A 26,818-nucleotide genomic window follows, 5' to 3' on the forward strand; every position below is an offset into this window, starting at 1 on the left:
CATGTCGCAAGCCGCTACCTGCCAATGGCGCAGCATCTGCCATATCAACGAGATTCCGCCGCTGGGCGCGCGCGTGGTGCAGCGCCCGGGCCAGGACAACGTGGCCATCTTCCGCACCAGCGACGACCAGGTCTTTGCAGTGGTCGATCGCTGCCCGCACAAGGGCGGTCCGCTGTCGGCCGGGTTGGTGCATGGCCGCTCGGTGGCCTGCCCGCTGCACGGCTGGGTGATGGACCTGGCCAGCGGCCAGGCCCAGGCGCCCGACGAAGGTTGCGTGCAGACCCTGCCGGTCAAGGTCGATGGCAGTGCGGTGTACCTGGGCTTGGAATGAAGGCCCACCCCCGAAGCGCTGCGCACGAACGCACGGTGGCCTCGGTGTGCTGTTATTGCGGTACCGGCTGCGGTGTGCGCGTGACGGTGCGCGACGACCGGGTGGTGGCGGTGGCGGGCGATGCCGACCACCCGTCCAACCGCGGCAAGCTGTGCAGCAAGGGGTTGGCGCTGGCCGATACGGTGCGTGACGACGCGGCGCGGGTGCTACGGGCCGAATGGCGCCCCGAGCGCGGCCGCGAACGCGTGCCGGTGGCGCTGTCCGATGCGCTGGACCTGGCGGCCGGCAAACTGGCCACCGCCATCGGCATGCATGGCCCGGATGCGGTGGGCTTCTATCTGTCGGGCCAGTTGCTGACCGAAGACTACGCGGTCTTCAACAAGCTGGCGCGCGCGCTGGTGGGCACCAACAATATCGACACCAATTCGCGGCTGTGCATGTCCAGCGCGGTGTCGGGCTACAAGCTGACCCTGGGCGCCGATGCGCCGCCCGCCTGCTACGACGACCTCGAGCTGGCCGACACCGTGCTGATCGCCGGGGCCAACATGGCTTATGCGCATCCGGTGCTGTTTCGCCGGCTGGAAGCGGCCAAGGCTGCGCGCCCCGATACGAAGATCGTGGTGGTGGACCCGCGCCGCACCGACACGGCCGCGCTGGCCGACCTGCACCTGCCCATCATGCCCGGCACCGACGTGGCGCTGTTCCATGCCATGCTCAATGTCATGGTGTGGGAAGGGCTGGTCGACCCGGCCTACATGGCGGCGCATACGTCCGGCTTCGACGCGCTGAAGGCACGCGTGCACGAATTCACGCCGCGCGCGGCGCAAGACGTCTGCGGCGTGCCGGCGGCCGACATCGTGCAGGCGGCGCGCTGGTTCGGCCAGGCGGGCGCCGCCCTGTCGCTCTACACCATGGGCTTGAACCAGTCCAGCAGCGGCACCGCCAAGAACGGAGCGCTGATCAACCTGCACCTGGCCACGGGCCAGATCGGCCGACCCGGCACGGGGCCGTTCTCGCTGACCGGCCAGCCCAATGCCATGGGCGGACGCGAGGCCGGCGGCATGGCCACGCTGCTGCCGGGCCACCGCGATCCGGCCACGCCCGCGCACCGCCAGGAAGTGGCCGCGCTATGGGGAGTGGACAGCCTGCCCGCCACGCCCGGCAAGCCCGCGCTGGAAATGTTCGACGCGGTGCTGGAAGGGCGCATCAAGGTGTTGTGGATCGCGGCCACCAACCCGGCCCAGTCGCTGCCCGACCAGGCGCGGGTGCGCGCCGCGCTGCAAAAGGCCGAATTCGTCATCGTGCAGGAAGCCTACGCCGGCACCGAGACCCTGGCTTATGCCGACCTGGTGCTGCCGGCGGCCACCTGGCCGGAAAAGTCCGGCACCGCCACTAATTCCGAGCGCCGCATCAGCCGCGTGCGCGCGGCCATCGCGCCGCCCGGCGATGCCCGGCCCGACTGGCAACTGGCCGCCAGCGTGGCGCAGCGCCTGGCCCGGCTGGTGGCACCCGCCAAGGCCGCCTTGTTCGACTACGCGGACGAAAGCGCCGTGTTTGCCGAACACGCCCGCCTGACCGCCGGGCGCGACCTGGACTACAGCGCGGTGGATTATGCCGTGCTGGAACGCCAAGGGCCGGTGCAGTGGCCATACCGCGGCCAGGCAGCCACGCCGCGCTTGTACACCGACGGGCGGTTTGCCACCGCCGATGGCCGCGCGCGCTTCTTCGATACTGGCTACACGCCTGTGGCCGAAGCGGTGTCGGCGCAGTATCCCTTGCGGCTGACCACCGGCCGGCTGCGCGACCACTGGCATACGCTGGCGCGCACCAGCCTGGCCCCGGCGCTGACGCGCCATGTGGAAGAGCCTTGGCTGTCGGTGCATCCCCTCGATCTGGAACGCCTGAAGCTCACGCCCGGCGCGCTGGCGCGCGTGCGTTCGCGGCGCGGGGCCATCGTGCTGCCGGTGCGTCCCGATGACACGCTCAAGCCCGGCCACGCGTTCCTGCCCATGCACTGGGGCAGCGCTTTCATGGCGGGCCTGGGCGTGAATGCACTGACCAATCCGTCGTGCGACCCCGTTTCGCGCCAACCGGAATTGAAGCACGCGGCCGTGGCCGTGGCGCCGGCACGCCTGCCGTGGCAGGCCATGGGGTGGCTGGCCGGCGATGCCGCGCTGCTGCGCGCGCAACTGGCGCCATGGCTGCGGCGCTTTGACTATGCGGCGCTGCTGCCCTGCGCGGCAGGCCCGGGCGTGCGGCTGCGCGTGGCGGCCGACTCGGCGCCGCCGGCGCATGTGGTGGATGCGCTGGCGCAGGCGCTGGGGCTGGAACGTCCCGACGCGGCTTTCGACGACGCATCGCGCGGGGTGTTGCGGCGCCTGCGCCTGGTTGATGGCGGACCGGCCGCCTTCCTGTTGGCGGGCGACGTGCGGGCGCACGATGGCTTGCTGGCCTGGGCCGAAGGGGGCGATGCGCCGGCCAGCCTGGCCATGCTGCTGATGGGGCGTACGCAGGTCGCGCCGCGGGCGCGTACCGTGTGCGCTTGTGTGGGCGTTACCGACCAGGCCATCCGTGCCGGCGCAGAAGCCGGCCTGGATGCCGAGGGCCTGAAGGCCCGCCTGGGCTGCGGGTCCGGCTGTGGCTCGTGCATGCCGGAAGTGCGCCGCCTGGCCGCGCTGCATGCCGTAAGCGTGGCAGGTGCGGGCGCCTGACGTCCGTTACTAGCCAGGTGTCAGGCTCCGCAGGTGCCTGACACCAAAGTGTGCAACGACTGCCTCAATCGCATAGTGTCAGGCACCTGCGGAGCCTGACACCTGGCAATACCGGCCCCGGCTACGGCTGCCTGACGGCCGCCAGGAAGGCGGGATCTTTCACCAGCTCTTCGATGTTCAGGCGGATCGTGTCGTTGAGCGCGCCGAAGAAGTTGGCGAACTTGGTGGTGCGGCGCTTGATTTCCTTGGTGGCCTGGTACACCGGCTTGCCGCTGGCCTTGTCGGCCACCAGGTAGGCAACGCGCAGGGTCCAGTCCACCGAATAGCCCAGGTCGTCGATCAGGAATTCCTGGATGTCGCCGGTCAGGCGGGTTGCCTGCGCGGTGCCGTTGACCTTGACGCCCATGAAGCGCAGTTCGGCGAAGGTGGCATCGCGCACCAGGTCCTTGATGTCTTTTTCCAGCAGGATGCTGCCCATGGCCGTGTTGCGGATCTGGTTGGGCTCGATCCTGGCGGGCTGGTAGCTGCCCGGTGAACCGCCGCTGGCTTGCTGCGAAGAGGACAGGCCGGCGTTGACGTAGCGGTCATTCTTGGAAACCGGGGCCGGCGCGCCGTCTTCGATCTTGTTCGGGTCGTAGTTGAACGCCCCCACCTCGACGCTGCCCTCGGCGCTCAGTACTGACGACGGTGAATAGGTAACCGGGATAGTGTTGGGAACATTCGCGCAGCCGGCCAAAGTGGCCGCGCCGGCCAGCACGGCCCAGCAGAAGGCCCGGCGCGGCAATGCGGAAAAGCACCATGACAAGAACGACATGAGAACTCACAGACCAAGAATCAGGGAAATGCGATTTTATACAAAATAAAACAAAATATTTATTCATATATATTTGCGTGTCTGCTGTTTCCATCTGCTGTTTCCAACGCCCGCGCCGGCCCGCCTCGCGCCGGCCGCCAGGCTATCAACCGGTGTAGTATCGAAAAGCCATGCCCGCGTGCATGGCTTTTTTTGAGCTTCTAGGAGTACCCGGTGGCGGCACGCTTTTTTTCTTATCTTTTCCTGGTGGGGGCGGCAGGCTTGTCGGCCCAGGCGCTGGCAGGCGTGTGCGACGCGCGCTTCATGCATGACGGCGGCGCGGTGCAACTGACCGGTTCCGGCAACCTGAGCCTGGGCGCCGACCTCAGCTTCGCCGACGTGACCAAGACCGATTCGGCCAACTGCCGCGCCCGCGTGCAGGGCACGGCCAGCTTCAGCTATGCCGGGCTGCCGGCCGGCAAGTCCAAGCTTGATTATTTGATGACCATCAAGAACGGCAAGGCGGAATTCGTACGTTATGCCAAGGCCGGCGAAAAGCCCGACGCCGGTGGCCAGTTCGACCTGCGCATGCTGGGCCTGTTTGCCTACGACGGCAAGATCGAGCAGGGCCAGCGCATGCCCGGTGCGACCTATCGCCTGAATATCGGCAAAGACGCCCCGGTTGGCGGGCAACCCACCACGGTGGTGCGCATTGGCGAAAAAACCGTGGACGCCAGGCAGTCGCTGGATACCGCGTTGGGCCGCCAGTCATGCTGGCCGATCCGCTACACGCGTAATACCGATCCCACCCAGGCCACGTTCCAGGGCCTCACGCTGCCCATTCCCGGCATGAACACCACCGTCACCGACTGGTATTGCCCCGAGGTGAATCTGGTCATGCGCCAGGACATCGACCAGGCCGGCGTGAAGTCGGCCGTCGAGATTACCCAGATCAGGTAGCAGTCCGTAGCAAGCGGCACGGCGATTTGCCGTGGCCGACTGGTATGATGGACCCGTCACTGACACATCAACAGGAGCCTCTATGACCACCCGACGATCCGAGGAAGTTGCAAAAGAAAAACTCATCGACAGCGTCAAAAGCAGCCTGAACGATGCAGAAAACCTGTTGCGCGAAGCCGCATCCAGTTCCGGCGACAAGGCCACCGAACTGCGCGACCGCGCCATGGCCTCGCTCAAGCGCACTCGTGAAGCGTTGTACGACGCCCAGGACGCCGTGCTGGAACGCGGCCGCAAGGCGGCGCGCGCCACCGACGACTACGTGCACGACAATCCCTGGCAAGCCATCGGCATCGCGGGCGTGACCGGCCTGCTGCTCGGCCTGCTGATTTCCCGCCGTTAAAGCGCGGGGCCGGCCGTCAGGCGGCCGGCCCGCTCTTGCCCATGGGCCTGCGCAGATCGGTATTCGGTGTGGCGGGCAGCCTGGTCGGGCTGCTGCGTACCCGCCTGGAATTGTTCGCCTTGGAAGCCGCCGAAGAAAAGGCGCGGCTGATCAAGTTGCTGGGCATGGCGTTCGCCGCCTTGCTGTTCCTGACCCTGGCCGTGCTGGTATTCAGCGTCACCATCGCGGTGGCATTCTGGCCGACCGAAAACCGCTACCTGGCCCTGAGCTTGCTGGCTGCGTTGTACGCCGTGATCGGCTTGGGGTTGTTGCTGGTGGTGCGCCGCGAACTGGTATCGGGGCCGGTGCCGTTTTCGGCCACCTTTGAAGAACTGGGCCGCGACGCCGACCTGCTCGACAACGTGCGCGCCGCGCAGGCCGAACAAGACGCCCAGGCCGACCGCCGGCGCGACGAGGGCTAAACCATGGCCAGACCGTCTCCCGCCGTCGACCGCGCAGTGCGCATCGAACTGCTGCGCGCCCGCGCCGCCCTCGAACGCGAATCGCTGGCGCAAGATATTGCCTCGGCCGGCCGTTCGCTGGAACCCCGCAACCTGGTCAAGCGCTGGCTGCCAGGGTTGGCCCGGGGCAATCTGTCCAACCTGGTATGGCAGGGCGTGGCGCTGGCGCGCCGCTATCCCTTCATCAGTTCCACGGTGTCGGCCTTGATCATGGGCCGCGGCAAGCGCTCGCGCCTGCTGCGCCTGGGTGGCGGCGCCTTGCTGGGCTGGCAGGTGTTCAAGGCCTGGCGCGATTCGCGCCAGGCCGATCCAACCCCGCCGGCGCGCTGACTACAAGCCCAGTTCGCCCCATATTGCGTCCACCCGCTGCTTGACGGCGGCATCCATGGCAATGGGCCGGCCCCATTCGCGGTCGGTCTCACCCGGCCACTTGTTGGTGGCGTCCATGCCCATCTTGCCGCCCAGGCCCGAGACCGGCGACGCGAAGTCCAGATAGTCGATGGGCGTGCGTTCCACCAGCACCGTATCGCGCACCGGATCCATGCGGGTCGTGAGGGCCCACACGACTTCAGTCCAGTTACGCGGGTCGATATCTTCATCGACCACCACGATGAACTTCGTGTACATGAACTGGCGCAGCACGCTCCACAGGCCGAACATCACGCGCTTGGCGTGGCCGGCGTATTGCTTGCGGATCGACACTACCGCCAGCCGGTAGCTGCAGCCTTCGGGCGGCAAATAGAAATCGACGATCTCGGGCAACTGCCGGCGCAGCAGCGGCACGAACACTTCATTCAGCGCCACCCCCAGCACGGCTGGCTCGTCGGGGGGCTTGCCGGTATAGGTGGAGTGATAGACAGGCTTGCGCCGCATGGTGATGCGATCTACCGTGAACACCGGGAACCAGTCTTGTTCGTTGTAGTAGCCGGTGTGATCGCCGTAAGGTCCTTCCAGCGCCATTTCGTAGCCGCTATCGGGCGGCGGCGGCGCGCCTTCGGGCACGACCGGCGCCACGGTGCGCGGATCGCTGGCCGGCAGCAGATGGCCTTCCAGCACGATCTCGGCCCAGGCCGGCACCGAAAGCTCGCTGCCCAGCGCTTGCGCGACTTCGGTGCGCGAGCCGCGCAGCAGGCCGGCGAACTGGTATTCGGACAAGCTATCGGGCACCGGTGTGACGGCCCCCAGGATGGTGGCGGGGTCGGCGCCCAGCGCCACCGCCACCGGGAAGGGCGTACCCGGATGCGCGCGGGCATGCTCGCGAAAGTCCAGCGCGCCGCCGCGGTGCGACAGCCAGCGCATGATCAGCTTGTTCGGCGCGATGGGTTGCTGGCGATAGATGCCCAGGTTCTGCCGGCGCGCGGCCGGTCCGCGCGTAATGACCAGCCCCCAGGTCAGAAGCGGCGCCACGTCGCCCGGCCAGCAGGTCTGGAGGGGCAGGCGCGCCAGGTCCACATCGGCGCCTTCCCATACGATTTCCTGGCAAGCCGGGCTGCGGACCCGCTTGGGACTCATGTCCCACAGTGCCGATTTCAGCATGGCCACTTTGCTCAGCGCATCGCGCAAGCCCCGCGGCGCCTCGGGCTCGCGCAGCGATGCCAGCAGCTCGCCGGTGTCGCGCAGGGCGCTGACATCGTCGGCCCCCATGCCCCAGGCCACCCGTCGCGGGGTGCCGAACAGGTTGGCCAGTACCGGCATGGCCGCGCGCGTGCCGTTGTGCATGGCATGCTCGAACAGCAGGGCAGGCCCCTGGGCGCGCAGCACGCGATCGGAAATCTCGGTCATTTCCAAATGTGTGGAAATCGGCGCGGCGATACGCTTGAGTTCGCCGCGTAGCTCCAACTGCTGCAAAAAGTCTCTAAGGTCGCGGTATTTCACTACAGATCCCGGTCAATTCGTTACATTTTTGGGGTTGAACAGAGGTTAACATCCAGTCCTCTCTTAAACGCAGGAGGTCCCCATGCCCGATGCGTCAGTGGCAGGTCTGTTCCGCCAGACCGCCCAAGGAGTGCACCACCATCTTGCCGAGTGGCTGCGTATCTGCTGTACCTATCTGGGTATTGCAGTGATCGTCACTGTAAGCATGGGCTTCGCCTTGCCTGGTTTGCGCGACCAGGCCCTGCAGGTGCACAAAGCCTTGTTGACCGCCCTAGCGCCTACATCCGTGCCGTCCGGTTCCTATGAATCGGCATACGACCCCGTCTATGACACCCCTTCCGCGGTAGCCATGGCGATTCCGGCTGCCCCCAGCAATGCCACCGGCTTCCTGGGCCCGCTGCGCAGCGACTTGCCGCCCGCGCCGCCGAAGAGGAAGGTGCGCAGCACCGTGTCCGGACCGCAGGTCGAGGCACTGCGCAACTATATCTCGCGTAAGTACCGTGTGGCGTACGACGCGACGTCGGTGCTCGTCAATACGGTATATAAAGTCGCGCGCGAAAAAGAACTGGATCCGCTGCTGCTGCTGGCGGTGATCGCCATTGAATCGCGCTACAACCCGTTTGCCGAAAGCTCGGTGGGCGCGCAAGGCTTGATGCAAGTCATGACGCGCGTGCACCAAGACAAATTCGACAAACTGGGCGACGGCATGAACAACCCGCTGGACCCCATCGCCAACATCCGCGTCGGCACCATCATCCTGCGCGACTGCATCGACCGGCGCGGCTCGGTCGACGGCGGGCTGGCCTGCTACGTGGGGGCGACTGGCCCAAGCGATGGCGGGTACGGGGCCAAAGTGCAGGCCGAGCGTCGGCGTTTGGCGCTGGCCGCAGGGATTGCGTTGGCGCGTGAGTGACCTGGGTTCCTGCTTGGGGCTTCTTGAGCTGTTCTGCAATGCATCTGTTTCTACTGGCATCGTAGCGGGTGGCGTGACCGCCTTGGCCATTCGGGCGGCGGCATGAACTCCACTGGTCCCAGCGGCGCAATGTATTGAATCAATGCACGCCGCCTCGCGCCGACGCCAGAAGAACAGAACAACGCAAAACCAGCCCGCTCACAGCACCCTCCCAATCCTACGCACAGCCTCCTCCAACCGATCCAACCCCGTGGCGTACGACACCCGCAATGTGTGATCCCCATGCGCCGGCCCAAAGTCCAACCCCGGTACTGCCGCAACGCCGGCTTCGTGCAGCAAGCGATGCGACAGGGTGGCGCTATCCATGCCCAATGCGGCGATGTCGGCGTAGATGTAGAAGGCGCCATCGGGCTTGACCGGCACGTGCAGGCCCAGCCGCTCGAATTCGGGCAGCAGGTAGTCGCGGCGCTGCTTGAAGGCATCGCGGCGGTGTTCGTAGATTTTCAGCGTGTCGGGCGCGAAGCAGGCCAGTGCGGCGTGTTGCGCCAGGGTGGGCGCGCAGATGGCCAGGCTGGCTGCCATTTTCTCGATGGGGCCGGCCAGCCGTTGCGGCACGATCATCCAGCCCAATCGCCAGCCGGTCATGTGGAAATACTTCGAGAAGCTGTTGATGACGATGATGTCGTCGTCCAGCGTCAGGGCCGAACGCGGCTGGCCTTCGTAGCTCAGGCCCAGGTAGATTTCGTCGACGATGGCGAAGCCTTGGCGTTCGCGTACCGCGTGCAGCAGGGCCGCCAGTTCGTCGCGTGCGATAGAGGTGCCGGTGGGGTTGCTGGGCGAGGCCACCAGCACCCCGCGCGTGGCCGGGGTCCAGTGCTCGCGCACGTCTTGCGCCGATAACTGGAAGCGCTGCGCGGCGCTGCTGGGGATCAGGCGCGGGCGGCCGCCGGCGGCCAGGATGAAATTGCTGTTGGCCGGATAAGACGGGTCGGGCATCAAGACTTCGGCGCCCGGGTCGACGAGGGCCGCGCACGCCAGCGACAGCGCGCCCGAAGCGCCTGAGGTGACGATGACCCGCGCCGGATCGATCGTGGCCCCGAATTCGGTTGCGTAGAATCGGGCAATGGCTTCGCGCAGGCCGGCCAGGCCGGCCGGGGCGCTGTAGCCGCTTAGCCCGGCCTGTGCCGCGCGTTCCAGTGCTTCCACGACCTGCGGGGGCGCGGTAAAGTCCGGTTCGCCGATACCCAGGCTGATGATGTCCCGGCCCGCCGCTTGCAGCGCCTGCGCTTCTTTGAAGAGTTCGACAACGTGGAAGGTCAGGAAGTCCCGGGCGCGGGAAGCAAGGCGCAGCATGATGATTCTCGAAACGAAAAAGGAATTGTAGATGCAGCCATCGCGGCGCGCATTTTTGTTCGGCCGGCGCTTGCCTCGCACGCCGTGGGACACTTTTCGCCAGCGCCTGGAGCGTGCCGCGCAAGGGCAGGTCCTGGAACTGGACGCGGGCCCGCCGGGCCGCGCGCGCCTGGTGCCGGCCCGCGCCGAAGATGTGCGGCATGCGCGCGCCCTGTGTGTGGAATACGGCGTGGCGCTGTTGCTCGACGGCACGGGCGATACCGATGCCTGGGCCGGCCGCGCGGTACTGCAGGTCGATCCCTCCCTGCTGGCGGGACGGGTCCCAGGGCCCCAGGCCGGGCAATGGCACGCCGGGCCGGGCTGCCGGCTGGGCGATCTGGCCGATGCGGGGCTGGCGCAGTTCAACGATGCTCCCGCCGACACCACCCTGGCCGTGTGGCTGGCCGAGGCCCACGCCTGGCGGCCGGGCGCCACGTCGGATAGCGGCATCGTGGCGGTAGACGTGCTGCTGTCCGATGGCACGGCCGAAACCCTGGGGGCGTTCGGCCATAGCGACCTGCGCCCCCTGCGCTCGGCTACCGTGCAACGGCTGGTGCCGGCCCTGTTCCAGGTGTCCGCCTCGGCCGATGCGACGGCCTGCCGCCAACAGGCCGGCTGGCCGTGCCGTTTCCGGCTGGACGCCTTGCTGCCCGAACCGCCCGCCGACGTGAACCTGGCGCAGTTGCTGCTGGGCCATGGCGGCGCGCTGGCCTGGGTGGAAGGCGTCTTGCTGGCGCCGGGCAGGGCGCCGGCAGGCGTGCCGGCCGCCAAGGACGTGCCAGCCGAATTGGCCGGGCCGGCGCGCCGGCTGGAAGTGCGCATGAAAGACGCCTTCGATTCGCTGGACCTGTATGCACCCTGAGTACCGCGCCTGGCTGTCCCGGGCTATAAGTAAGGCGGGAGTAAGATAACCGCCTCGCTAAGCTAGAATCCCCCACTTTCGTGTACCAACCCGAGTAGCCGAGCCTTATGGACGACAACTTTCGCAAAGCCGCGCTTGAATATCACGAGTCCGGCCGCCCCGGCAAAATCTCTGTCACCCCGACCAAGCAGCTGTCCAACCAGCGAGATCTGGCGCTGGCCTATTCGCCGGGCGTGGCCGCGGCTTGCGAAGAGATCGTCAAGGATCCGGTCAACGCGGTGCGCTACACGGCACGCGGCAACCTGGTCGGGGTGATCACCAACGGCACGGCCGTGCTGGGCCTGGGCAACATCGGCGCGCTGGCCTCCAAGCCGGTCATGGAAGGCAAGGCCGTGCTGTTCAAGAAGTTCGCCGGGCTGGACGTGTTCGACATCGAGATCAACGAAACCGATCCCGACAAGCTGGTCGAGATCATTGCCGGCCTGGAACCCACCTTCGGCGGCATCAACCTTGAAGACATCAAGGCGCCCGAGTGCTTCACGGTCGAGCGCAAGCTGCGCGAGCGCATGAAAATCCCGGTGTTCCACGATGACCAGCACGGCACTGCCATCTGTGTGTCGGCCGCCTTCATCAACGGCCTGAAAGTGGTGGACAAGCCGCTCGACAAGGTCAAGGTGGTGACTTCGGGCGCGGGCGCCGCGGCGCTGGCCTGCCTGGACCTGATCGTGGACCTGGGCGTGCCGGTGGAAAACATCTGGGTCACCGACATCGAGGGCGTGGTCTACGAAGGCCGCACCACCCTGATGGACCCCGACAAGGCGCGCTTCGCGCAAAAGACCGACATGCGCAAGCTGGCCGAGGTCATCCAGGGGGCCGATGTATTCCTGGGCCTGTCGGCCGGCGGCGTGCTCAAGCCCGAGATGGTGGCGGGCATGGCCAAGCGTCCGGTCATCCTGGCCCTGGCCAATCCCAATCCCGAGATCCTGCCCGAAGACGCGCACGCCGTGCGCGACGACGTGGTCATGGCCACCGGCCGCTCCGACTACCCGAACCAGGTCAACAACGTCCTGTGCTTCCCGTACATCTTCCGCGGCGCGCTCGACGTGGGCGCCACCACCATCACCCGCGAGATGGAAATGGCGGCGGTCTATGCCATTGCCAAGCTGGCCCAGGAAGAGCAGAACGAAGTCGTGGCGGCCGCCTATGGCACCTATGACATCAGTTTCGGACCCGAATACCTGATCCCCAAGCCGTTCGACCCGCGCCTGATCACCCGCATCGCCCCGGCCGTGGCCAAGGCCGCCATGGATGGCGGCGTGGCGACCCGGCCGCTGGCCGACCTGGAAGCCTATACCGAGCAACTGCAGCAGTTCGTGTACCACTCGGGCGCTTTCATGAAGCCGCTGTACTCGGCGGCCAAGAGCCTCGTGCGCGACGGCGGCAAGGCGCGCGTGGTGTTCACCGAAGGCGAAGACGAGCGCGTGCTGCGGGCCGTGCAGGTGGTGGTCGACGAAGGCCTGGCCAAGCCCATCCTGGTGGGCCGCCCGGCCGTGCTGGCCGCCCGCATCGAGAAATACGGCCTGCGCCTGCGCCTGGGCGAAGATGTCGAGGTCACCAACCCCGAATATGACGAGCGTTTCCACCGCTACTGGACCACGTACTGGGAAATGATGTGCCGGCGCGGCATCACCAAGGAAATGGCCCGCGTTGAAATGCGCCGCCGCCTGACCCTGATCGGCGCCATGATGTTGCACCTGGGCGATGCCGACAGCATGATCTGCGGCACCGTCAGCGCCTACGCCGAACACCTGCGCTTCATCGACCAGGTCATCGGCAAGCGGCCCGGCGCCAAGGTCTATGCCGCCATGAACGTGCTGCTGCTCAACGAGCGCACGGTGGCACTGGTCGACACGCACGTCAATGACGAGCCCACCGCCGAGCAGATCGCCGAATTCACGATCGCCGCCGCCGAGCAAATGACGCGCCTGAACCTGGCGCCCAAGGTGGCGTTGCTGTCGCGCTCGAATTTCGGTACCGGCAGTTCGTCGTCGGGCGCCAAGATGCGCGAGGCCCTGGAACTGGTGCGCGCCGCAGCCCCCGAGATCGAGATCGACGGCGAAATGCATGGCGACTGCGCGCTGGACGAGGCGCTGCGCCTGCGCATCCTGCCGTCGTCGACCCTGAAGGGCGAGGCCAACCTGCTGGTCTGCCCCAACGTCGATTCGGGCAACATCGCCTACAACCTGCTCAAGACCGCCGCCGGCGGCAATGTGGCGGTAGGTCCGTTCCTGCTGGGCGTCAACGCGCCGGTACAAATCCTGACCTCCAGTTCCACTGTCCGCCGCATCGTGAACATGACCGCCCTGGTCGTCGTCGATGCCAACGTTCCGAGATAGTGCCCAGCCCGGCCCCGTCACGGGGCTGGTGCTGACCGGAGGCGGCGCGCGCGCCGCCTACCAGGTCGGCGTGCTGGGCGCCATTTTCCAGATCCTGGATCCGGCGGCGCAGCCGGACTTTCGCAATCCTTTTCCCATCATTTGCGGCACCTCGGCCGGCGCCATCAACGCCGCGGCCCTGGCCTGCCGAGCCGACCGCCCGCACCTGGCCGCACGGCGCATCCGCCGGCTGTGGGAATCGCTGGGCACAGGCATGGTCTACCGGGCCGATGCGCCCGGGCTGATCAAGACGGGGGTGCGCTGGCTGGGCCTGCTGGCCCTGGGCTGGATGTTCTCGGGCCTGGCCCGCAAGCGGCCCCAGTCGCTGCTGGACAACCGCCCGCTGGCCGACCTGCTGACGCGCGTGCTCGATTTCGACCGCTTGCAGGCCAACCTGCAGCAGGGCGCGCTGTCGTCGCTGGCCATCACGGCCTCGGGGTTCACCAGCGGCGAGCACCTGACGTTCTACCAGTCCAACCACACCATCGAGCCCTGGCGCCGTTCGCTGCGGCGCGCGATACCCACGCGGCTGGGCGTCGAGCACCTGATGGCCTCGTCGTCGATTCCGTTCGTGTTCCCGGCCCAGGCGGTACAGGTGCACGGGCAGACGGAGTGGTGCGGCGACGGCTCGATGCGGCAGCTTGCCCCCATCAGCCCGGCCATCCACCTGGGTGCCGATCGGATATTGGTCATCGGTACCGGCTACCGCGACGACACCCACCCCGAAAAGCGCGAACAGGCACCACCCTATCCCTCGCTGGCGCAGGTGGGCGGCCATGTGCTGTCCAGCATATTCCTGGACGGCCTGTCGATGGATATCGAACGCCTGGAGCGCATCAACGACCTGGTCACCCACTCCACCTACGACCCCGCAACGGGCAGCAGTGTCCGGCGGGTGAACGTCCTGACGCTCACGCCCAGCCAGTCGCTGGATTTGCTCGCGCTCGACTACTTGAAAGAAATGCCTGTCGAGGCCCGTACCCTTTTTCGCGTACTCGGTGTATCGTCCGACCCAGACCGCTCGGGTGGCGGTGCGCTGATGTCATATCTGCTGTTCGAAAGTGCTTACACCCGACGATTGATTGAACTGGGTTATGCCGATACGATGCGGCGTATCGAAGAAGTGATTGGCTTTTTCAAGGAGGGCCACGCATGACGCGAAATGGCCAGTCTACGCTGCAGCGCCAACTCAGCCGCGGCGGCGCGATCGATCATGACGGTTTGCAGAAAGAAGCCGTGGTCGAGGCTGCGCGCGAACTCGGGCTGGCCTTGCTGGTGGCCGATTGCGATCGGGCGCGCAGCCGTTCGGCGGTGCTGCGTGCCATTGCCAAGGCAGTCGATTTTCCCGAGTATTTCGGCGGCAACCTCGATGCGCTCTACGATTGCCTGTGCGACACTGTTCTCGACCAGAAAATCGGCGTGGTGCTCTGGCTGTACAAGCTGCATTCGGGTGATCCTGCCTTGGCAGACGATGCCGCCCAGATCGAAACCGTATGTACCGACGCGGCCGAATTCGCACGCGAAAACGGCCGCGTGTTCACCTTCGTGATCGAACACGCCGGCAAGCACCCCGACCCGGAACCCGGTGTCGCGGCTGCGCGCTACGGCGAAGGCCTGGGCTAGTCTTCTTCCAAAAGGGCCGGCCCCCGGCAGCATCGGCCCGCTACCACCCCAGCAAGGCCGTGGCCGCCGCCATCAATGCCAGCCCCGCGGTTTCGGTGCGCAGCACGCGCGGCCCGTAGCGCACCGCCTGCACGCCGCGCTCGGCGGCCAGCGCCAGTTCGGCGTCAGACCAACCGCCTTCGGGTCCCACCAGCAGGCTAAGCTGCCGCAGCCCCGGCTGCGCCGCCAGTGCGTCGGCCAGGCCTGGCCCGGCTTCCGGGTGGCACAGCAGCCGCAGCCCGGCAGCCGGCTGGTCCAGCCAGGTGCGCAGGTCGATAGGGGTGTCCACGGTCATCAAGCGGTTGCGGCCGCACTGCTCGGAAGCCGCCTGCGCAATACGCGACCAATGCGTCACGCGTTTTTCCAGGCGCGCGCCACTGAGCTGCAGCACGCTGCGCTGCGCCGCGATCGGCGCAATCCGGCCGGCACCCAGCTCGGCCGCTTTTTCCACCACCCAGTCCATCTTGTCGCCGGACGGCAGGCCCTGCACCAATGTGAGGCATCCGGCCAGCTCGGCCTCGCGCGGATCGAAGGCGCCCAATTGGGCCCAGGCGTTCTTGCCGTCGATCTCCAGGGTGGCGGGGTACTCGCCGCCCGTGCCATCGAACAGCACGATGGCGGCGCCCGCGCGCAGGCGCAGCACGCGCACGGCGTGGTGCGCCAGGGGGGGCGGCAAGGGCAGTCGAGCGTCGGCGGACAGCGCTGTGTCGCAGAAAAAACGCGGCAGGGGCATGATGGGCGGACAGTAGGGCGGCAGGGGCCGGTAAGCGGTCAAGCTGCGTAGCCTACCATCCCGTCTGCACCCTGGGCGCGGGCGGGCGCAATGGCCGGACCCGGGCCTGCCCCGGATGCTAAAATCATGAGCTACGCAACCCCTCCAACCTGGCCCCGTTTTAGGGTGCGCCAGAGCCTACGAGCCAATTTCCGCATGAGCCTACCCACCGCCCAACCCCTAGCCCTGGCGGATGCCATCCGCGTCCTTGCAATGGACGCCGTCCAACAAGCGAATTCGGGGCATCCCGGCGCACCGATGGGCATGGCGGAAATCGCCCAGGCGCTGTGGCTGGGCCACCTGCGCCACAATCCGGCCGACCCTGCCTGGGCCAACCGCGACCGCTTCGTGCTGTCCAACGGACACGGCTCGATGCTGATCTACGCGCTGTTGCACCTCAGCGGCTACGACCTGCCCCTCGAAGAACTCAAGCGGTTCCGCCAGTTGCATTCGCGCACTCCCGGCCATCCTGAAGTGGGCATCACCCCGGGCGTCGAGACCACCACCGGCCCGCTGGGCCAGGGCCTGGCCAACGCGGTCGGCATGGCGCTGGCCGAGGCGCTGCTGGCGGCCGAATTCAACAAGCCGGGCCTGCCCATCGTCGACCACTACACCTACGCGTTCACCGGCGACGGCTGCCTGATGGAAGGCATCTCGCACGAGGCCTGCTCGCTGGCGGGCACGCTGAAGCTGTCCAAGCTGGTGGTGCTGTACGACGACAACGGCATTTCCATCGATGGCCACGTCGAGCACTGGTTCGGCGACGACACCGCCACCCGTTTCGAAGGTTATGGCTGGAACGTCATCCGCGCCGTGGACGGCCATGACGTGGCCGCCGTCGACGCCGCCATCCGCCAGGCGCGCGCGCAGTCGGCGAAACCCACCCTGATCGTCTGCCGCACCATCATCGGCAAGGGCTCGCCCAACATGGCCGGCACCCACAACGTGCACGGCGCGCCGCTGGGTGCCGAAGAAATCGCCGCCACCCGCGTGGCGCTGGGCTGGACGGCCGCGCCGTTCGAACTTCCCCAGGCCGTGCGCGAAGCCTGGGATTCCCGCCCGGCGGGCGCCTTGGCCCAGTCGGCCTGGCAACAGCACTTCGACGCCTACGCCGCCCGGTATCCCGCCGAAGCCGCCGAGTTCAGCCGTCGCATGAAGGGCGAGCTGCCGGCCGATTTCGCCGCCACGCTGCAAGCGTTCATCCAGGCCACCGACCAGAAAGCCGAAACCGTGGCCACCCGCAAGGCCTCGCAGTTCGCCATCGCGGCCCTGGCCCAGGCGCTGCCCGAACTATTGGGCGGCTCGGCCGACCTTACCGGCTCGAACTACACCGACTGGAAGGGCGTGGCGCCGGTGCGCGCAGGCGAACAAGGCATCCAGTTCGGGCGCCATATCAACTATGGCGTGCGCGAATTCGGCATGGCCGCCATCATGAACGGCATTGCCCTGCATGGCGGCTACCTGCCGTTCGGCGGCACTTTCCTCACGTTCTCCGACTACTCGCGCAATGCCATCCGCATGGCTTCGCTGATGAAGCAGCGCGTGGTGCATGTCTTCACCCACGACTCCATCGGCCTGGGCGAAGACGGCCCCACCCACCAGTCCATCGAACATGCCTCCAGCCTGCGCCTGATTCCCAACCTGTCGGTCTGGCGCCCGTGCGACACCGCCGAAACCGCGGTGGCCTGGGGCGTGGCCGTGTCGCGCCCGGCCAGCATCGGCATGGACGTGCACGAGGGCGGTCCCACCGCGCTGCTGCTGTCGCGCCAGAACCTGCCTTTCGTGCCGCGCGATGCCGATACCCTGAAAGCGATTGTCCGCGGTGGTTACGTTCTGCGAGACGCCGAAGGCGCGCGTGCCGTTATCATCGCCACGGGCTCCGAGGTCGCCATCGCCCTGGCCGCGCAAGAGCAACTGGCCGGGCAGGGCATCGCCGTACGCGTGGTCTCCATGCCCAGCACCGATGTGTTCGACCGCCAGGACGCCGACTGGAAGCGCGCCGTGCTGCCGCAAGGCCTGCCGCGCGTGGCCGTCGAGGCGGGCACCACCGGGCTGTGGCACAAGTACGTGGGGCTCGAGGGCGCCGTGGTCGGCATCGACCGCTATGGCGAATCCGCGCCCGCCGGGGCTTTGTTCAAGTTCTTCGGACTGACCGCCGACAAGGTGGCCGAGGCCGTCAAGCAAGTTTTGTAAAAGGAGCTCTAGTCATGACTATTCGCGTCGCCATCAACGGATACGGCCGCATCGGTCGCAACATCCTGCGTGCCCACTACGAAGCCGGCAAGAAGCACGATATCGAAATCGTGGCCATCAACGATCTGGGCGATCCCAAGACCAACGCGCACCTTACGCGCTTTGACACCGCTCACGGCAAGTTCCCCGGCACGGTCACGGTCGATGGCGACTACATGGTGGTCAATGGCGACAAGATCCGCGTGCTGGCCAACCGCAACCCGGCCGAACTGCCCTGGGGCGAACTGAAGGTCGACGTGGTGCTCGAATGCACCGGTTTCTTCACCTCGAAAGAAAAGGCCGGCGCGCACCTGAAGGGCGGCGCCAAGAAAGTCATCATCTCGGCCCCCGGCGGCAAGGATGTCGACGCCACCATCGTGTACGGCGTCAACCACGGCGTGCTGAAGGCGTCCGACACGGTCATCTCGAACGCATCGTGCACCACCAACTGCCTGGCCCCGCTGGTCAAGCCCCTGCACGACAAGCTGGGCCTGGAAAGCGGCCTGATGACCACGGTGCACGCCTACACCAACGACCAGGTCCTGACCGACGTCTACCACGAAGACCTGCGCCGCGCCCGTTCGGCCACCATGAGCATGATCCCCACCAAGACCGGCGCCGCCGCCGCGGTGGGCCTGGTGCTGCCCGAACTGAACGGCAAGCTCGACGGCTTTGCCATTCGCGTGCCCACCATCAACGTGTCCATCGTCGACCTGTCGTTCGTGGCCAAGCGCGACACTACCGTCGAAGAAGTCAACGGCATCTTGAAGGCCGCCTCCGAAGGCGAACTCAAGGGCATCCTGGACTACAACACCGAACCCCTGGTGTCGGTCGACTTCAACCACAACCCCGCTTCCAGCACCTTCGATTCCACGCTGACCAAGGTATCGGGCAAGCTGGTCAAGGTGTCGTCGTGGTACGACAACGAATGGGGCTTCTCGAACCGCATGCTCGACACCACCGTCGCGCTGATGTCGGCCAAGTAAGCGGTATGGCCAAGGTTAATACCCTGTCCGCGCTGGCCAAGGCCGGCGCGCTGCACGGCAAGCGCGTATTCATACGCGCCGACCTGAACGTGCCGTTCGACGACGCCGGCCAGATCAGCGAAGACACCCGCATCCGCGCATCGGTGCCGGGTATCCGCCTGGCGCTCGATGGCGGCGCCGCGGTCATGGTGACTTCGCACCTGGGCCGTCCCACCGAAGGCACCCTGACCGACGCCGACTCGCTCGATCTGGTGGGCCGGCGCCTGTCGCAGTTGCTGGGCATGCCCGTGCAACTGGTCAAGGACTGGGTCGACGGCGTCAACGTCGATCCGGGCCAGGTAGTGCTGCTGGAAAACTGCCGCGTCAACCCGGGCGAGAAAAAGAACGACGAAACGCTGTCGCGCAAGATGGCGGCGTTGTGCGATGTCTACGTCAACGATGCCTTCGGCACGGCTCATCGCGCCGAGGCCACCACGCACGGTATCGCGCGCTATGCGCCGGTGGCCTGCGCCGGCCCGTTGCTCGAAGCCGAGTTGCAGGCCCTGGGCCGCGCGCTGCACGACCCCAAGCGGCCGCTGGTGGCCATCGTGGGCGGCTCGAAAGTGTCGACCAAGCTGTCCATCCTGCAGTCGCTGGCCGATAAGGTCGACCAGCTGGTGGTGGGGGGCGGTATCGCCAACACCTTCATGCTGGCCGCCGGCTTGCCCATCGGCAAGTCGCTGGCCGAAGCCGACCAGGTCGAGCAGGCACGCACCGTGATCGACATCATGAAGCAGCGCGGCGCCGACGTGCCCATTCCCACCGACGTGGTGTGCGCAAAGTCGTTTTCCGCCGAAGCCCAGGCCACCGTCAAGGCGGCCGATGCCGTGGCCGACGACGACCTCATCCTCGACATCGGTCCGCAGACCGCGCAGCGGCTGGCCGGCATTCTGCAGCAGGCGGGCACCATCGTCTGGAATGGCCCGGTGGGCGTATTCGAGTTCGACGCGTTCTCGCATGGCACCGAAGTGCTGGCCAAGGCCATCGCCGAATCGCCTGCCTTCTCGATCGCGGGCGGCGGCGATACCCTGGCGGCCATTGCCAAGTACGGCATCACCGACAAGGTAGGCTATATCTCCACCGGGGGCGGCGCGTTCCTGGAATTCCTGGAAGGCAAATCGCTGCCCGCGGTTGCCATCCTGCAAGAGCGCGCCGACTGATCCCGGCCGGTGGGTGGGGCAAGTCGCCGAAATGCCAGGTACCTGTGGTGCCTGGCATTTTTCTTTGCGGGCACCGGCCGAATGCATCCAGGCCGCGCCGCCACGTCCCGGCTGCCTGTGCACTGCAACCCCGGCGAATTCGCCGGGAAGATAGAATAACCATCATTTTCAAAATCACCGGATTCAGATGCTCGATTCATCGAAAAATATAGAATTATTTTTCTTTTGGGTTCGATTTTTGAGTGTTCCGGGGTATGGGATTCCGGCTGGAGCCGCGTACCATAACGGTTCGCCGAGACGTGGTGTTGAACCGAAAATACCTGGGGGAAGATAAATGCAAGTACCGGACTTGAGCCTCGATCATGCCGCACTGGTGATCCGCGACCTGGAGGCCGCACGCCAGGCGTTCGAGCGGCTGGGGTTTCGCTTGTCGTCACGCAGCATGCATGCCGGCGCGCTGACGCCCGGCGGGCCGGTCGTGCCATGGGGATCCGGCAATCATTGCGCGATGTTTCGCAATGGCTACTTTGAGCTGCTGGGCCTGGTCGATGCCAGCCTGCACAGCACGGCCAAGAAAATGCTCGAGAAATACCAGGGCCTGCACATCGTTGCCATGGATTGCCCTTCGGCAGACGAGGCCTATGCGCAGCTGCAGGCCGCGCAGGTGGTTGCCCCCGCGCCGCTGACCCTCGAGCGCGACGCGCCGTTCGGCGCGCGCGACGAGCAGGTGCGGCGAGCCCGGTTCCGCAACATCAACCTCGACGTCCAGGCTTATCCGGAAGCCCGCTTCATCGTCATCGAACACGGCACGCGCGATGTGCTCTGGCAGCCGCACCTGCTGCAGCATCCGAACGGCGCGAACGCGCTGGCGGCGATGTATTTCTGTTCGGACGATGTTCCCGCCTCGCTGGCGCGGTTCGAACCCATATTGGGCAAGCCCGCCCGCCATGGCGATGCCTACCGGTTCGCACTCAAGCGCGGCGCCTTCTGGTTCATGGATGCCGGGGCGATGCGCGACTATTGTCCGGTGCAGGACGATGCCGTGCACCGCGTCTCGGCGGCATGCATCGCGGTCGATTGCCTGGATACGCTGCAAGCGTATTTGTCAGAGCGCGGCATCGAGACCCATGGGGGGCCCACGCTGGATACCGGGGCGCCTTCTCTTTGGGTGCATCCATCGCAGGCTGGCCATGGCGCGCTGCAATTCGTGCAGTCAGAATGATCTACAAGCCAGGGAGAGAAGGTAATGAAAGCAGCAGTAATCTATGAGCATGGCGGTCCCGACAGTATCAAATACGAAACCGATTTTCCGGACCCCGTTGCCCAGCCGGGCGAGGTCATCGTCAAGGTCCACGCCGCCACGTTGAACTATCACGACGTGTTCACCCGCAATGGCATGCCCGGCATCACGGTTCCGATGCCCATCATCATGGGACTGGATTTCGCCGGTGAAATCGTCGAAGTGGGCCAGGACGTAGAAGGCGGCTGGAAGATCGGCGATCGCGTCATGATCGATCCCTCGGACCGCAAGACCTTCGGCGGGGTCATCGGCGAAGCGCGCCACGGCGGGCTGGCGCAATACTGCGCGGTGCCGGACCACCATCTGGTCGCGTTGCCCGACGACGTCAGCTATGAAACCGCCGCTGCGCTGCCGGTGGCGTACGGCACCGCCTGGCGCATGATGGTAACCATAGGCAAGATCCGCGCCGGAGAGCGGGTGCTGATCCTGGGCGCATCGGGGGGCGTGGGCACTTGCTGCGTGCAGCTCGCCAAGCTTGCCGGGGCCGAGGTCATTGCGGCGGCATCCAGCCCCGACAAGCTGGCCCGCCTGAAAGACCTGGGGGCCGACCACCTGCTCGATTACAAGCAGGATGACTTCATGAAGTGGATATTCACGAATTTTGGCAAGCCGCACCGCCGGCTGGCCGAGAAAGGCGTAGATGTCGTCGTAAACTTCACCGGCGGCGATACCTGGGTGAAGTCGCTGCGTACCCTGCACCGGGGCGGACGAATCCTGACCTGCGGCGCCACCGCGGGCTACGACCCCAAGGAAGACCTGCGCTTTGTCTGGAGCTATGAACTGCAGATACTGGGTTCGAACGGCTGGATGCGTGACGAATTGATCAATCTGCTTGAACAGGTGCGCCAAGGCAAGCTGAAGCCTGTCATCGACAAAACCTATGCGCTGGCGGATATCAACGATGCGTTCCGGCAATTGGAAGACCGCCGCGTGTTCGGCAAGATCATGGTGAAACCGTGAGCAATACTGATACCAAGAAACTCGACCGTGCGGGCATCGAAGCCATTTTCAACCGTTCGCAGTTCATTCGAGGAATGAATCTCGAAATACTCGAAGTCGATCACGAGGCATCGCGCTTTGCGGTGCGCATGCCCTTGCAGGCCAGCCTGGAACGGGGCGCGGCCGGCTCGGGGCAATTCCACGGCGGAGCCATCGCGGCACTGATCGACGTCGTGGGCGATTTCGCGATCGGCATGCTGGTCGGTGGCGGCGTGCCCACCATGAATCTGCGGGTGGATTATTTGCGCCCGGCAATGGGGCCGTACTGCGAAGGCGTGGCGGTCGTGCGCAAAGCGGGGCGCAGCGCAGCCGTGGTCGACATCGACGTCATGTCCGCTGACGGGAAGCTGGTTGCCATCGGACGGGGCACCTATGTGCCCGTCACGGGCTGACCAGTTCAACACCGGGAAGCCCATGCCGCATGGGCTTCCCGCAAGGTGCAATGAGATAGGTGAGCATATGTTGGTGAACCTCGGCAAGCTGCTGGATGAGAACCTGTCGGCAGATGCTGTTGCGATGATCGATTGCTTCGACTTCGACAATCCGCGCGTCTACACCCATCGCGACATCGATCGGCTTGCCGATGCATGCGCGCGCGGCCTGTGCAAGCGCGGCCTGGTGCGTGGCGACACGGTCGCCCTGATGAGCCTGAACCGCGCAGAGTACGTCATTGCCTATCTGGCGATCATGCGGGCGGGCTTTGTCGCGGTTCCCATCAACTACAAGCTGGCCGGCGATACGCTGGCGCTGATACTGTCCGATTGCCAGGCCAGGCTCGTCTTCGTCGATGCGCAGCGGCAGGCCTTGCTGCCGGCCGGAATACCGGCGCAGCGGCTCGACGATGCCGCATGGGATGCCTTCCTGGATCCCGGGCCGTTCGCCACCGTGGCGCCCGAAGAAAATGAGTGCGCCATGATCCTGTACACGTCTGGTTCTACGGGCCGGCCCAAGGGCGTGCAGTTGTCGCACCAGGGCCAGTTGTGGACGCTGCGATCGCGCCTTGCCACGCGTGCTTCGTTCCTGGACGAACGCTTTATCGTGGCCGCGCCGCTGTTCCACATGAATGCGCTGGCGTCCGTCAAGTTTGCCTTGGCGGGCCATGCCAGCGTCGTGCTGCTGCCGCAATTCGACGCACGGCAGTTCATCCAGGCCATCGGGCGTCATGGCGTCACCTGGGTGACTTCCGTGCCCACCATGATGGCCATGGTGATCAAGGAACAAGAGGCGCTGCAGGCCATCGATACTTCCCGGGTCCATTATGTCCGGATGGGCTCGGCGGCGGCCTCGGCCAAACTGTACGAAACGGTGCAAGAGGCATTTCCGAACGCGTCATTGGCCGGTGGTTATGGCACGACCGAGGCGGGGCCTATTGTTTTCGGGCCGGTGCCGGGGCGCAGCTTGCCGCGCGATGGCGGGCTGGGCTGGCCGCTACCTGGCGTCGAGGTCCGGTTGGTGGACGGCCAGGGCCGCGATGCCCAGGAAGGCGAACTCTGGATGCGGACGCCGGCCAACATGCAGGGCTACCTGAACCTGCCGGACAAGACTGCTGAAGTGCTGACGGTCGACGGCTGGTATAAATCGGGCGATATTTTCCGGCGCAATAACGACGGGTGCTACTACTTCGTGGGCCGGGTCGACGACATGTTCAATTGCGGCGGCGAGAATATCTACCCCGGCGAGGTCGAGCAGGTCATTGCCAGAATCCCGGAAGTCATGCAGGCCTGCGTGATACCCGTGCGCGACGAACTGAAAGGACACAAGCCGGTTGCGTTCGTGGTGCGGCATACCGGTGCGTCGCTGACCGAGCAACAGGTCAAGGATTTCGTGCTGGCCAGCGCACCCGCCTACCAGCATCCCAGGCGCGTATATTTTGTCGATACGCTGCCGCTTGCAGCCACCAATAAAATCGACCGGAAGGCGCTTCTGCACATTGCCGAAAGCGCCTGACGGCATAAAGACAGCGGCACGGCCAAAGGCACTATCGCGTCTACGCGGAATAGGGCATCGAAAATTTCTTCTGTGCGGCGAAGATTGAAATTTTATGCTCTCAATGCCTGGTTTGAGGGAAAATATCGCGCTATTTTTCCACGAGCCAGCGCGTAGCATGGACCTATTACTCTACAGAGGCCAGGCCCATGCTTACCAGTACCCGCGTCGAGACCAGGCGCGATCAATTTCCCGCATTGCCTCGTTGGGTGGGGGCGATACAGCATGCCGTCGATCATGCGCCGCCCGACCGCCTGCCCCAAGCGGTGGCCGAGATATTGCGGGCCGACGTGGCGCTGGCGGAATTGCTCGATCCTGAACAGCGGCACGGCTGCGCCGAACACTACACGCGTCATGTGCTGTATGCCGATCCCATGGGCTTGTTCACGGTCGTGGCCCTGGTCTGGAGAGCGGGCCAGCTTTCCCCCATCCATGGGCATTACACATGGTGTTCGTACAAGGTACTGTCAGGTGAAATAGAGGAAGAGCATTTCGCCTGGGACGGGCATGCGGGCTGCGCCCGATACCAGGGAAAGGTCAGCAAGCTGCCCGGCGAAACCGCCGCCAGCCACGCCGGCCTGGACCAGATACACCGGCTGCGCAATGCCGGCGCCGGCACCGCTATTTCGGTGCATGTCTACGGTGTCGAGGGCTCACGCGTCGCGACCCACGTCAATCGCGTCGTGACGGCGGCATAAGCAGGCCGACGGCCTGTCAGTCGCTATAGCTTACGGGCAGGGCGGTCGTGTACTTGATCTGCTCCATGGCGAACGAAGAGCTGACATCGTGCAGGTCGGCGATGCTGATCAGTCTTTTGTAGACGCTATCGTAGGTGCCGATATCGGGCACCACCACCCGGATCAGATAGTCGACGTCTCCGCTCATGCGGTAGAACTCGATCACTTCCGGAATGTCCGCGACGTGCTTGGCGAACTTGTTCAGCCAGGTCTGCGAATGCTGGTTGGTGCGCACCGAAATGAACACCGTGACGCCGACATTCAGCTTCGTGGGGTCGCACAGCGCCACCTGTTTCCGGATGATGCCCAGTTCCTTCAGCTTCTGTACGCGGCGCCAGCATGGGGTCGTCGACAGGCTGACCTTGTCTGCAATGGCCTGTATAGGGGTTTCAGCGTTGTCTTGCAGGATCGAAATGATCTGTCGGTCAATGGCATCCATGATCGTCACCGAATGGCTTGGATGAATATCCCGCGCCGGATAAAGGGGTTTGCTGCCAGAGCATGGTATCGCGCTGTTTTGCCGGATTGGCTAAGTAATAACCCTATAACCTCACTGCATATAAAAAAATATTCTATTCTTGCGCGTTCGCCATAGAACTGAAGCAACATTATTCTTAGGTGGGTAACGCATAATTGGACCTGCGCGGCCATGGCCGCGCAGGTCGATGAGGCCGCAGCGATCCCAGGCCCATGCCAGGCCACCTTCATCGATACGCACTAACCACAACCAGGGGAATTACATGCAGGTTTGCAGAAACATGAGCCGGGCCGCCAGCCTGGTGGGCGCGGCGCTGTGCATGATGGCCACTGGCGCCATCGCACAGGACGCGGTGGCCTATCCGTCCAAGCCAGTCACCATGATTGTCTCTTTCCCCCCCGGGGGCAGTTCGGACTTTTTCACGCGGCTGGTGGCCAACGGACTCAGCAAGAAATGGGGGCAGCCCGTTGTGGTCGAGAACCGGCCCGGGGCAGGTGGCAACATCGGCGCGCAGCTGGCCTCGCGCGCGGCGCCGGATGGCTACACGCTGTACATGAGCTCGATCAATACGCATGGCATCAACCCCGGCCTGTACAAGAACCTGGGCTTTGATCCCATCAAAGACTTCGCGCCTATCTCGAAAATCGCCACCGTGGCAAACGTGCTGGTCGTGAATCCGGCGCTGCCCGTCCAATCGGTGTCCGAGCTTCTGGCCTACGTAGGCAGCCATCCCGACAAGGCTTTTTATGCCAGTTCCGGCGCCGGCACTTCGCCGCATCTGTCTTCTGAACTCTTCAAGAGGATGACGGGCACCAACATCACGCATGTTGCCTACAAAGGCAGCAACGCGGCGCTGCTGGACGTGATGTCCGGCATGGTGCCGATGGCCATCGACAACCTGCCCGCGGCCATTGCGCACATCAAGGCCGGCAAGCTGCGCGCGCTTGCCGTGACCTCGCCCGAACGGTCGCCGGAACTTCCCCAGGTGCCCACCATGCTTGAAAGCGGGGTCAAGGACTACACCGTGACCTCGTGGTGGGGATTGTTCACCCGGATGGGAACCCCGCCGGAAATCGTCGCGAAGATCAATCGTGACGTGGTGGACCTGCTGAACGAGCCGGAAGTCAAGAACACGATTGCGCTGCAGGGGGCCATGGCCGCGCCGTCCACGCCAGACGAGCTTGGGCAGCTTGCCGTGTCCGAGATCAGCCGCTGGGGCAAGGTCATCCGCGAGGCAAACATCACCATCGAATGAAACCCGGCCTGCCGGGTCAAGGCGGATAGCGCACGCCGGG

25 protein-coding genes are annotated in these 26,818 nt (G+C 65.5%); 20 read left to right on the forward strand and 5 right to left on the reverse strand.

Annotated features, from left to right (window positions below; genetic code table 11):
- Window position 1: 1 nt before the first annotated feature.
- Entirely contained in the window at window positions 2-331 is a 330-nt protein-coding gene (nirD, locus tag KW845_RS14160; protein ID WP_218369848.1) for a nitrite reductase small subunit NirD, read from the forward strand.
- Window positions 328-3,042 (forward strand): nitrate reductase, encoded by a 2,715-nt coding sequence (locus KW845_RS14165; protein WP_218369849.1) that lies wholly within the window; start codon window positions 328-330, stop codon window positions 3,040-3,042. The genes nirD and KW845_RS14165 overlap by 4 nt, the downstream gene beginning before the upstream one ends.
- A gap of 121 nt (window positions 3,043-3,163) precedes the next feature.
- On the opposite strand, the gene KW845_RS14170 is transcribed toward KW845_RS14165, so the two are convergent.
- Window positions 3,164-3,856: a hypothetical protein gene (locus KW845_RS14170; RefSeq protein WP_255592603.1), complete on the reverse strand. Its 693-nt coding sequence runs from the start codon at window positions 3,854-3,856 to the stop codon at window positions 3,164-3,166.
- A gap of 213 nt (window positions 3,857-4,069) precedes the next feature.
- On the opposite strand from KW845_RS14170, the gene KW845_RS14175 reads away from it, so the two are divergent.
- The 4 genes from KW845_RS14175 (at window position 4,070) to KW845_RS14190 (ending at window position 6,025) form a co-directional block, all read left to right on the forward strand.
- Entirely contained in the window at window positions 4,070-4,795 is a 726-nt protein-coding gene (locus tag KW845_RS14175; RefSeq protein ID WP_370628217.1) for a hypothetical protein, read from the forward strand.
- Window positions 4,796-4,877: 82 nt separating this feature from the next.
- Window positions 4,878-5,195, forward strand: coding sequence for a YqjD family protein (locus KW845_RS14180; protein ID WP_207408582.1), 318 nt, complete (start codon window positions 4,878-4,880; stop codon window positions 5,193-5,195).
- 41 nt (window positions 5,196-5,236) lie between these two features.
- On the forward strand, window positions 5,237-5,656 hold the full coding sequence (locus tag KW845_RS14185) for a phage holin family protein (RefSeq protein WP_218369850.1): 420 nt from the start codon (window positions 5,237-5,239) through the stop codon (window positions 5,654-5,656).
- A 3-nt stretch (window positions 5,657-5,659) separates the two neighbouring features.
- Window positions 5,660-6,025, forward strand: a complete 366-nt coding sequence (locus KW845_RS14190; RefSeq protein ID WP_218369851.1) for a hypothetical protein — start codon at window positions 5,660-5,662, stop codon at window positions 6,023-6,025.
- On the opposite strand, the gene ubiD is transcribed toward KW845_RS14190, so the two are convergent.
- Window positions 6,026-7,570 carry a 4-hydroxy-3-polyprenylbenzoate decarboxylase gene (gene ubiD / locus KW845_RS14195; RefSeq protein ID WP_218369852.1) on the reverse strand — a complete coding sequence of 515 codons (1,545 nt, stop codon included), beginning with the start codon at window positions 7,568-7,570 and terminating at the stop codon, window positions 6,026-6,028.
- Window positions 7,571-7,652: 82 nt separating this feature from the next.
- On the opposite strand from ubiD, the gene KW845_RS14200 reads away from it, so the two are divergent.
- Complete coding sequence (locus KW845_RS14200) at window positions 7,653-8,483, forward strand: lytic transglycosylase domain-containing protein (RefSeq protein ID WP_218369853.1); 831 nt, start codon at window positions 7,653-7,655, stop codon at window positions 8,481-8,483.
- 198 nt (window positions 8,484-8,681) lie between these two features.
- On the opposite strand, the gene KW845_RS14205 is transcribed toward KW845_RS14200, so the two are convergent.
- The gene (locus KW845_RS14205; protein WP_218369854.1) at window positions 8,682-9,836 is read right to left on the reverse strand and encodes a pyridoxal phosphate-dependent aminotransferase; all 1,155 of its coding nucleotides are present in this window, start codon (window positions 9,834-9,836) and stop codon (window positions 8,682-8,684) included.
- Between the two features lie 31 nt (window positions 9,837-9,867).
- On the opposite strand from KW845_RS14205, the gene KW845_RS14210 reads away from it, so the two are divergent.
- The 4 genes from KW845_RS14210 (at window position 9,868) to KW845_RS14225 (ending at window position 14,795) form a co-directional block, all read left to right on the forward strand.
- Window positions 9,868-10,737, forward strand: a complete 870-nt coding sequence (locus tag KW845_RS14210) for a hypothetical protein (RefSeq protein WP_255592605.1) — start codon at window positions 9,868-9,870, stop codon at window positions 10,735-10,737.
- A 107-nt stretch (window positions 10,738-10,844) separates the two neighbouring features.
- Window positions 10,845-13,133, forward strand: a complete 2,289-nt coding sequence (locus KW845_RS14215; protein ID WP_218369855.1) for an NADP-dependent malic enzyme — start codon at window positions 10,845-10,847, stop codon at window positions 13,131-13,133.
- Window positions 13,114-14,328: a patatin-like phospholipase family protein gene (locus KW845_RS14220; protein WP_218369856.1), complete on the forward strand. Its 1,215-nt coding sequence runs from the start codon at window positions 13,114-13,116 to the stop codon at window positions 14,326-14,328. Before KW845_RS14215 ends, KW845_RS14220 begins: the two co-directional genes overlap by 20 nt.
- Complete coding sequence (locus tag KW845_RS14225; protein ID WP_218369857.1) at window positions 14,325-14,795, forward strand: barstar family protein; 471 nt, start codon at window positions 14,325-14,327, stop codon at window positions 14,793-14,795. Before KW845_RS14220 ends, KW845_RS14225 begins: the two co-directional genes overlap by 4 nt.
- Window positions 14,796-14,835: 40 nt before the next feature.
- Here KW845_RS14225 and KW845_RS14230 read toward each other — a convergent pair whose 3' ends face one another.
- Window positions 14,836-15,567, reverse strand: coding sequence for a 16S rRNA (uracil(1498)-N(3))-methyltransferase (locus tag KW845_RS14230; RefSeq protein WP_218370037.1), 732 nt, complete (start codon window positions 15,565-15,567; stop codon window positions 14,836-14,838).
- 195 nt (window positions 15,568-15,762) lie between these two features.
- Between KW845_RS14230 and tkt the strand changes: the two genes are divergently transcribed.
- From tkt to KW845_RS14270, 8 genes are all read left to right on the forward strand, one after another.
- The gene (gene tkt, locus KW845_RS14235) at window positions 15,763-17,799 is read left to right on the forward strand and encodes a transketolase (RefSeq protein WP_218369858.1); all 2,037 of its coding nucleotides are present in this window, start codon (window positions 15,763-15,765) and stop codon (window positions 17,797-17,799) included.
- A gap of 14 nt (window positions 17,800-17,813) precedes the next feature.
- The gene (gene gap / locus KW845_RS14240; RefSeq protein ID WP_218369859.1) at window positions 17,814-18,824 is read left to right on the forward strand and encodes a type I glyceraldehyde-3-phosphate dehydrogenase; all 1,011 of its coding nucleotides are present in this window, start codon (window positions 17,814-17,816) and stop codon (window positions 18,822-18,824) included.
- Window positions 18,825-18,829: 5 nt separating this feature from the next.
- The gene (locus tag KW845_RS14245; protein WP_218369860.1) at window positions 18,830-20,023 is read left to right on the forward strand and encodes a phosphoglycerate kinase; all 1,194 of its coding nucleotides are present in this window, start codon (window positions 18,830-18,832) and stop codon (window positions 20,021-20,023) included.
- Window positions 20,024-20,357: 334 nt separating this feature from the next.
- Window positions 20,358-21,245, forward strand: a complete 888-nt coding sequence (locus KW845_RS14250) for a VOC family protein (protein WP_218369861.1) — start codon at window positions 20,358-20,360, stop codon at window positions 21,243-21,245.
- A 24-nt stretch (window positions 21,246-21,269) separates the two neighbouring features.
- Entirely contained in the window at window positions 21,270-22,283 is a 1,014-nt protein-coding gene (locus KW845_RS14255) for a zinc-binding dehydrogenase (RefSeq protein ID WP_218369862.1), read from the forward strand.
- Complete coding sequence (locus tag KW845_RS14260) at window positions 22,280-22,714, forward strand: PaaI family thioesterase (RefSeq protein ID WP_370628218.1); 435 nt, start codon at window positions 22,280-22,282, stop codon at window positions 22,712-22,714. The genes KW845_RS14255 and KW845_RS14260 overlap by 4 nt, the downstream gene beginning before the upstream one ends.
- A 67-nt stretch (window positions 22,715-22,781) precedes the next feature.
- Complete coding sequence (locus KW845_RS14265) at window positions 22,782-24,269, forward strand: class I adenylate-forming enzyme family protein (protein WP_218369863.1); 1,488 nt, start codon at window positions 22,782-22,784, stop codon at window positions 24,267-24,269.
- A gap of 188 nt (window positions 24,270-24,457) precedes the next feature.
- Window positions 24,458-25,006: a cysteine dioxygenase family protein gene (locus KW845_RS14270; protein WP_218369864.1), complete on the forward strand. Its 549-nt coding sequence runs from the start codon at window positions 24,458-24,460 to the stop codon at window positions 25,004-25,006.
- Between the two features lie 16 nt (window positions 25,007-25,022).
- Here KW845_RS14270 and KW845_RS14275 read toward each other — a convergent pair whose 3' ends face one another.
- The gene (locus KW845_RS14275; RefSeq protein WP_218369865.1) at window positions 25,023-25,484 is read right to left on the reverse strand and encodes an Lrp/AsnC family transcriptional regulator; all 462 of its coding nucleotides are present in this window, start codon (window positions 25,482-25,484) and stop codon (window positions 25,023-25,025) included.
- 319 nt (window positions 25,485-25,803) lie between these two features.
- Here KW845_RS14275 and KW845_RS14280 point away from each other — a divergent pair, with 319 nt between their 5' ends.
- Complete coding sequence (locus KW845_RS14280; RefSeq protein WP_255592606.1) at window positions 25,804-26,778, forward strand: tripartite tricarboxylate transporter substrate binding protein; 975 nt, start codon at window positions 25,804-25,806, stop codon at window positions 26,776-26,778.
- Window positions 26,779-26,818 lie beyond the last annotated feature (40 nt).

The organism is Bordetella sp. BOR01 (assembly GCF_019218885.1).
GTDB lineage: Bacteria > Pseudomonadota > Gammaproteobacteria > Burkholderiales > Burkholderiaceae_B > Bordetella_A.

Bases quoted from the DNA above. Each gene is read 5' to 3' on its own strand.
- KW845_RS14210 (WP_255592605.1), top strand. From the start codon at position 9,868: ATGCAGCCATCGCGGCGCGCATTTTTGTTCGGCCGGCGCTTGCCTCGC.
- nirD (WP_218369848.1), top strand. From the start codon at position 2: ATGTCGCAAGCCGCTACCTGCCAATGGCGCAGCATCTGCCATATCAAC.
- KW845_RS14265 (WP_218369863.1), top strand. From the start codon at position 22,782: ATGTTGGTGAACCTCGGCAAGCTGCTGGATGAGAACCTGTCGGCAGAT.
- KW845_RS14180 (WP_207408582.1), top strand. From the start codon at position 4,878: ATGACCACCCGACGATCCGAGGAAGTTGCAAAAGAAAAACTCATCGAC.
- KW845_RS14190 (WP_218369851.1), top strand. From the start codon at position 5,660: ATGGCCAGACCGTCTCCCGCCGTCGACCGCGCAGTGCGCATCGAACTG.
- KW845_RS14170 (WP_255592603.1), bottom strand. From the start codon at position 3,856: ATGTCGTTCTTGTCATGGTGCTTTTCCGCATTGCCGCGCCGGGCCTTC.
- KW845_RS14255 (WP_218369862.1), top strand. From the start codon at position 21,270: ATGAAAGCAGCAGTAATCTATGAGCATGGCGGTCCCGACAGTATCAAA.
- KW845_RS14270 (WP_218369864.1), top strand. From the start codon at position 24,458: ATGCTTACCAGTACCCGCGTCGAGACCAGGCGCGATCAATTTCCCGCA.
- KW845_RS14245 (WP_218369860.1), top strand. From the start codon at position 18,830: ATGGCCAAGGTTAATACCCTGTCCGCGCTGGCCAAGGCCGGCGCGCTG.
- KW845_RS14200 (WP_218369853.1), top strand. From the start codon at position 7,653: ATGCCCGATGCGTCAGTGGCAGGTCTGTTCCGCCAGACCGCCCAAGGA.
- KW845_RS14275 (WP_218369865.1), bottom strand. From the start codon at position 25,484: ATGGATGCCATTGACCGACAGATCATTTCGATCCTGCAAGACAACGCT.
- KW845_RS14165 (WP_218369849.1), top strand. From the start codon at position 328: ATGAAGGCCCACCCCCGAAGCGCTGCGCACGAACGCACGGTGGCCTCG.
- KW845_RS14205 (WP_218369854.1), bottom strand. From the start codon at position 9,836: ATGCTGCGCCTTGCTTCCCGCGCCCGGGACTTCCTGACCTTCCACGTT.
- KW845_RS14220 (WP_218369856.1), top strand. From the start codon at position 13,114: ATGCCAACGTTCCGAGATAGTGCCCAGCCCGGCCCCGTCACGGGGCTG.
- KW845_RS14215 (WP_218369855.1), top strand. From the start codon at position 10,845: ATGGACGACAACTTTCGCAAAGCCGCGCTTGAATATCACGAGTCCGGC.
- KW845_RS14280 (WP_255592606.1), top strand. From the start codon at position 25,804: ATGAGCCGGGCCGCCAGCCTGGTGGGCGCGGCGCTGTGCATGATGGCC.
- gap (WP_218369859.1), top strand. From the start codon at position 17,814: ATGACTATTCGCGTCGCCATCAACGGATACGGCCGCATCGGTCGCAAC.
- KW845_RS14185 (WP_218369850.1), top strand. From the start codon at position 5,237: ATGGGCCTGCGCAGATCGGTATTCGGTGTGGCGGGCAGCCTGGTCGGG.
- KW845_RS14225 (WP_218369857.1), top strand. From the start codon at position 14,325: ATGACGCGAAATGGCCAGTCTACGCTGCAGCGCCAACTCAGCCGCGGC.
- KW845_RS14250 (WP_218369861.1), top strand. From the start codon at position 20,358: ATGCAAGTACCGGACTTGAGCCTCGATCATGCCGCACTGGTGATCCGC.
- KW845_RS14230 (WP_218370037.1), bottom strand. From the start codon at position 15,567: ATGCCCCTGCCGCGTTTTTTCTGCGACACAGCGCTGTCCGCCGACGCT.
- tkt (WP_218369858.1), top strand. From the start codon at position 15,763: ATGAGCCTACCCACCGCCCAACCCCTAGCCCTGGCGGATGCCATCCGC.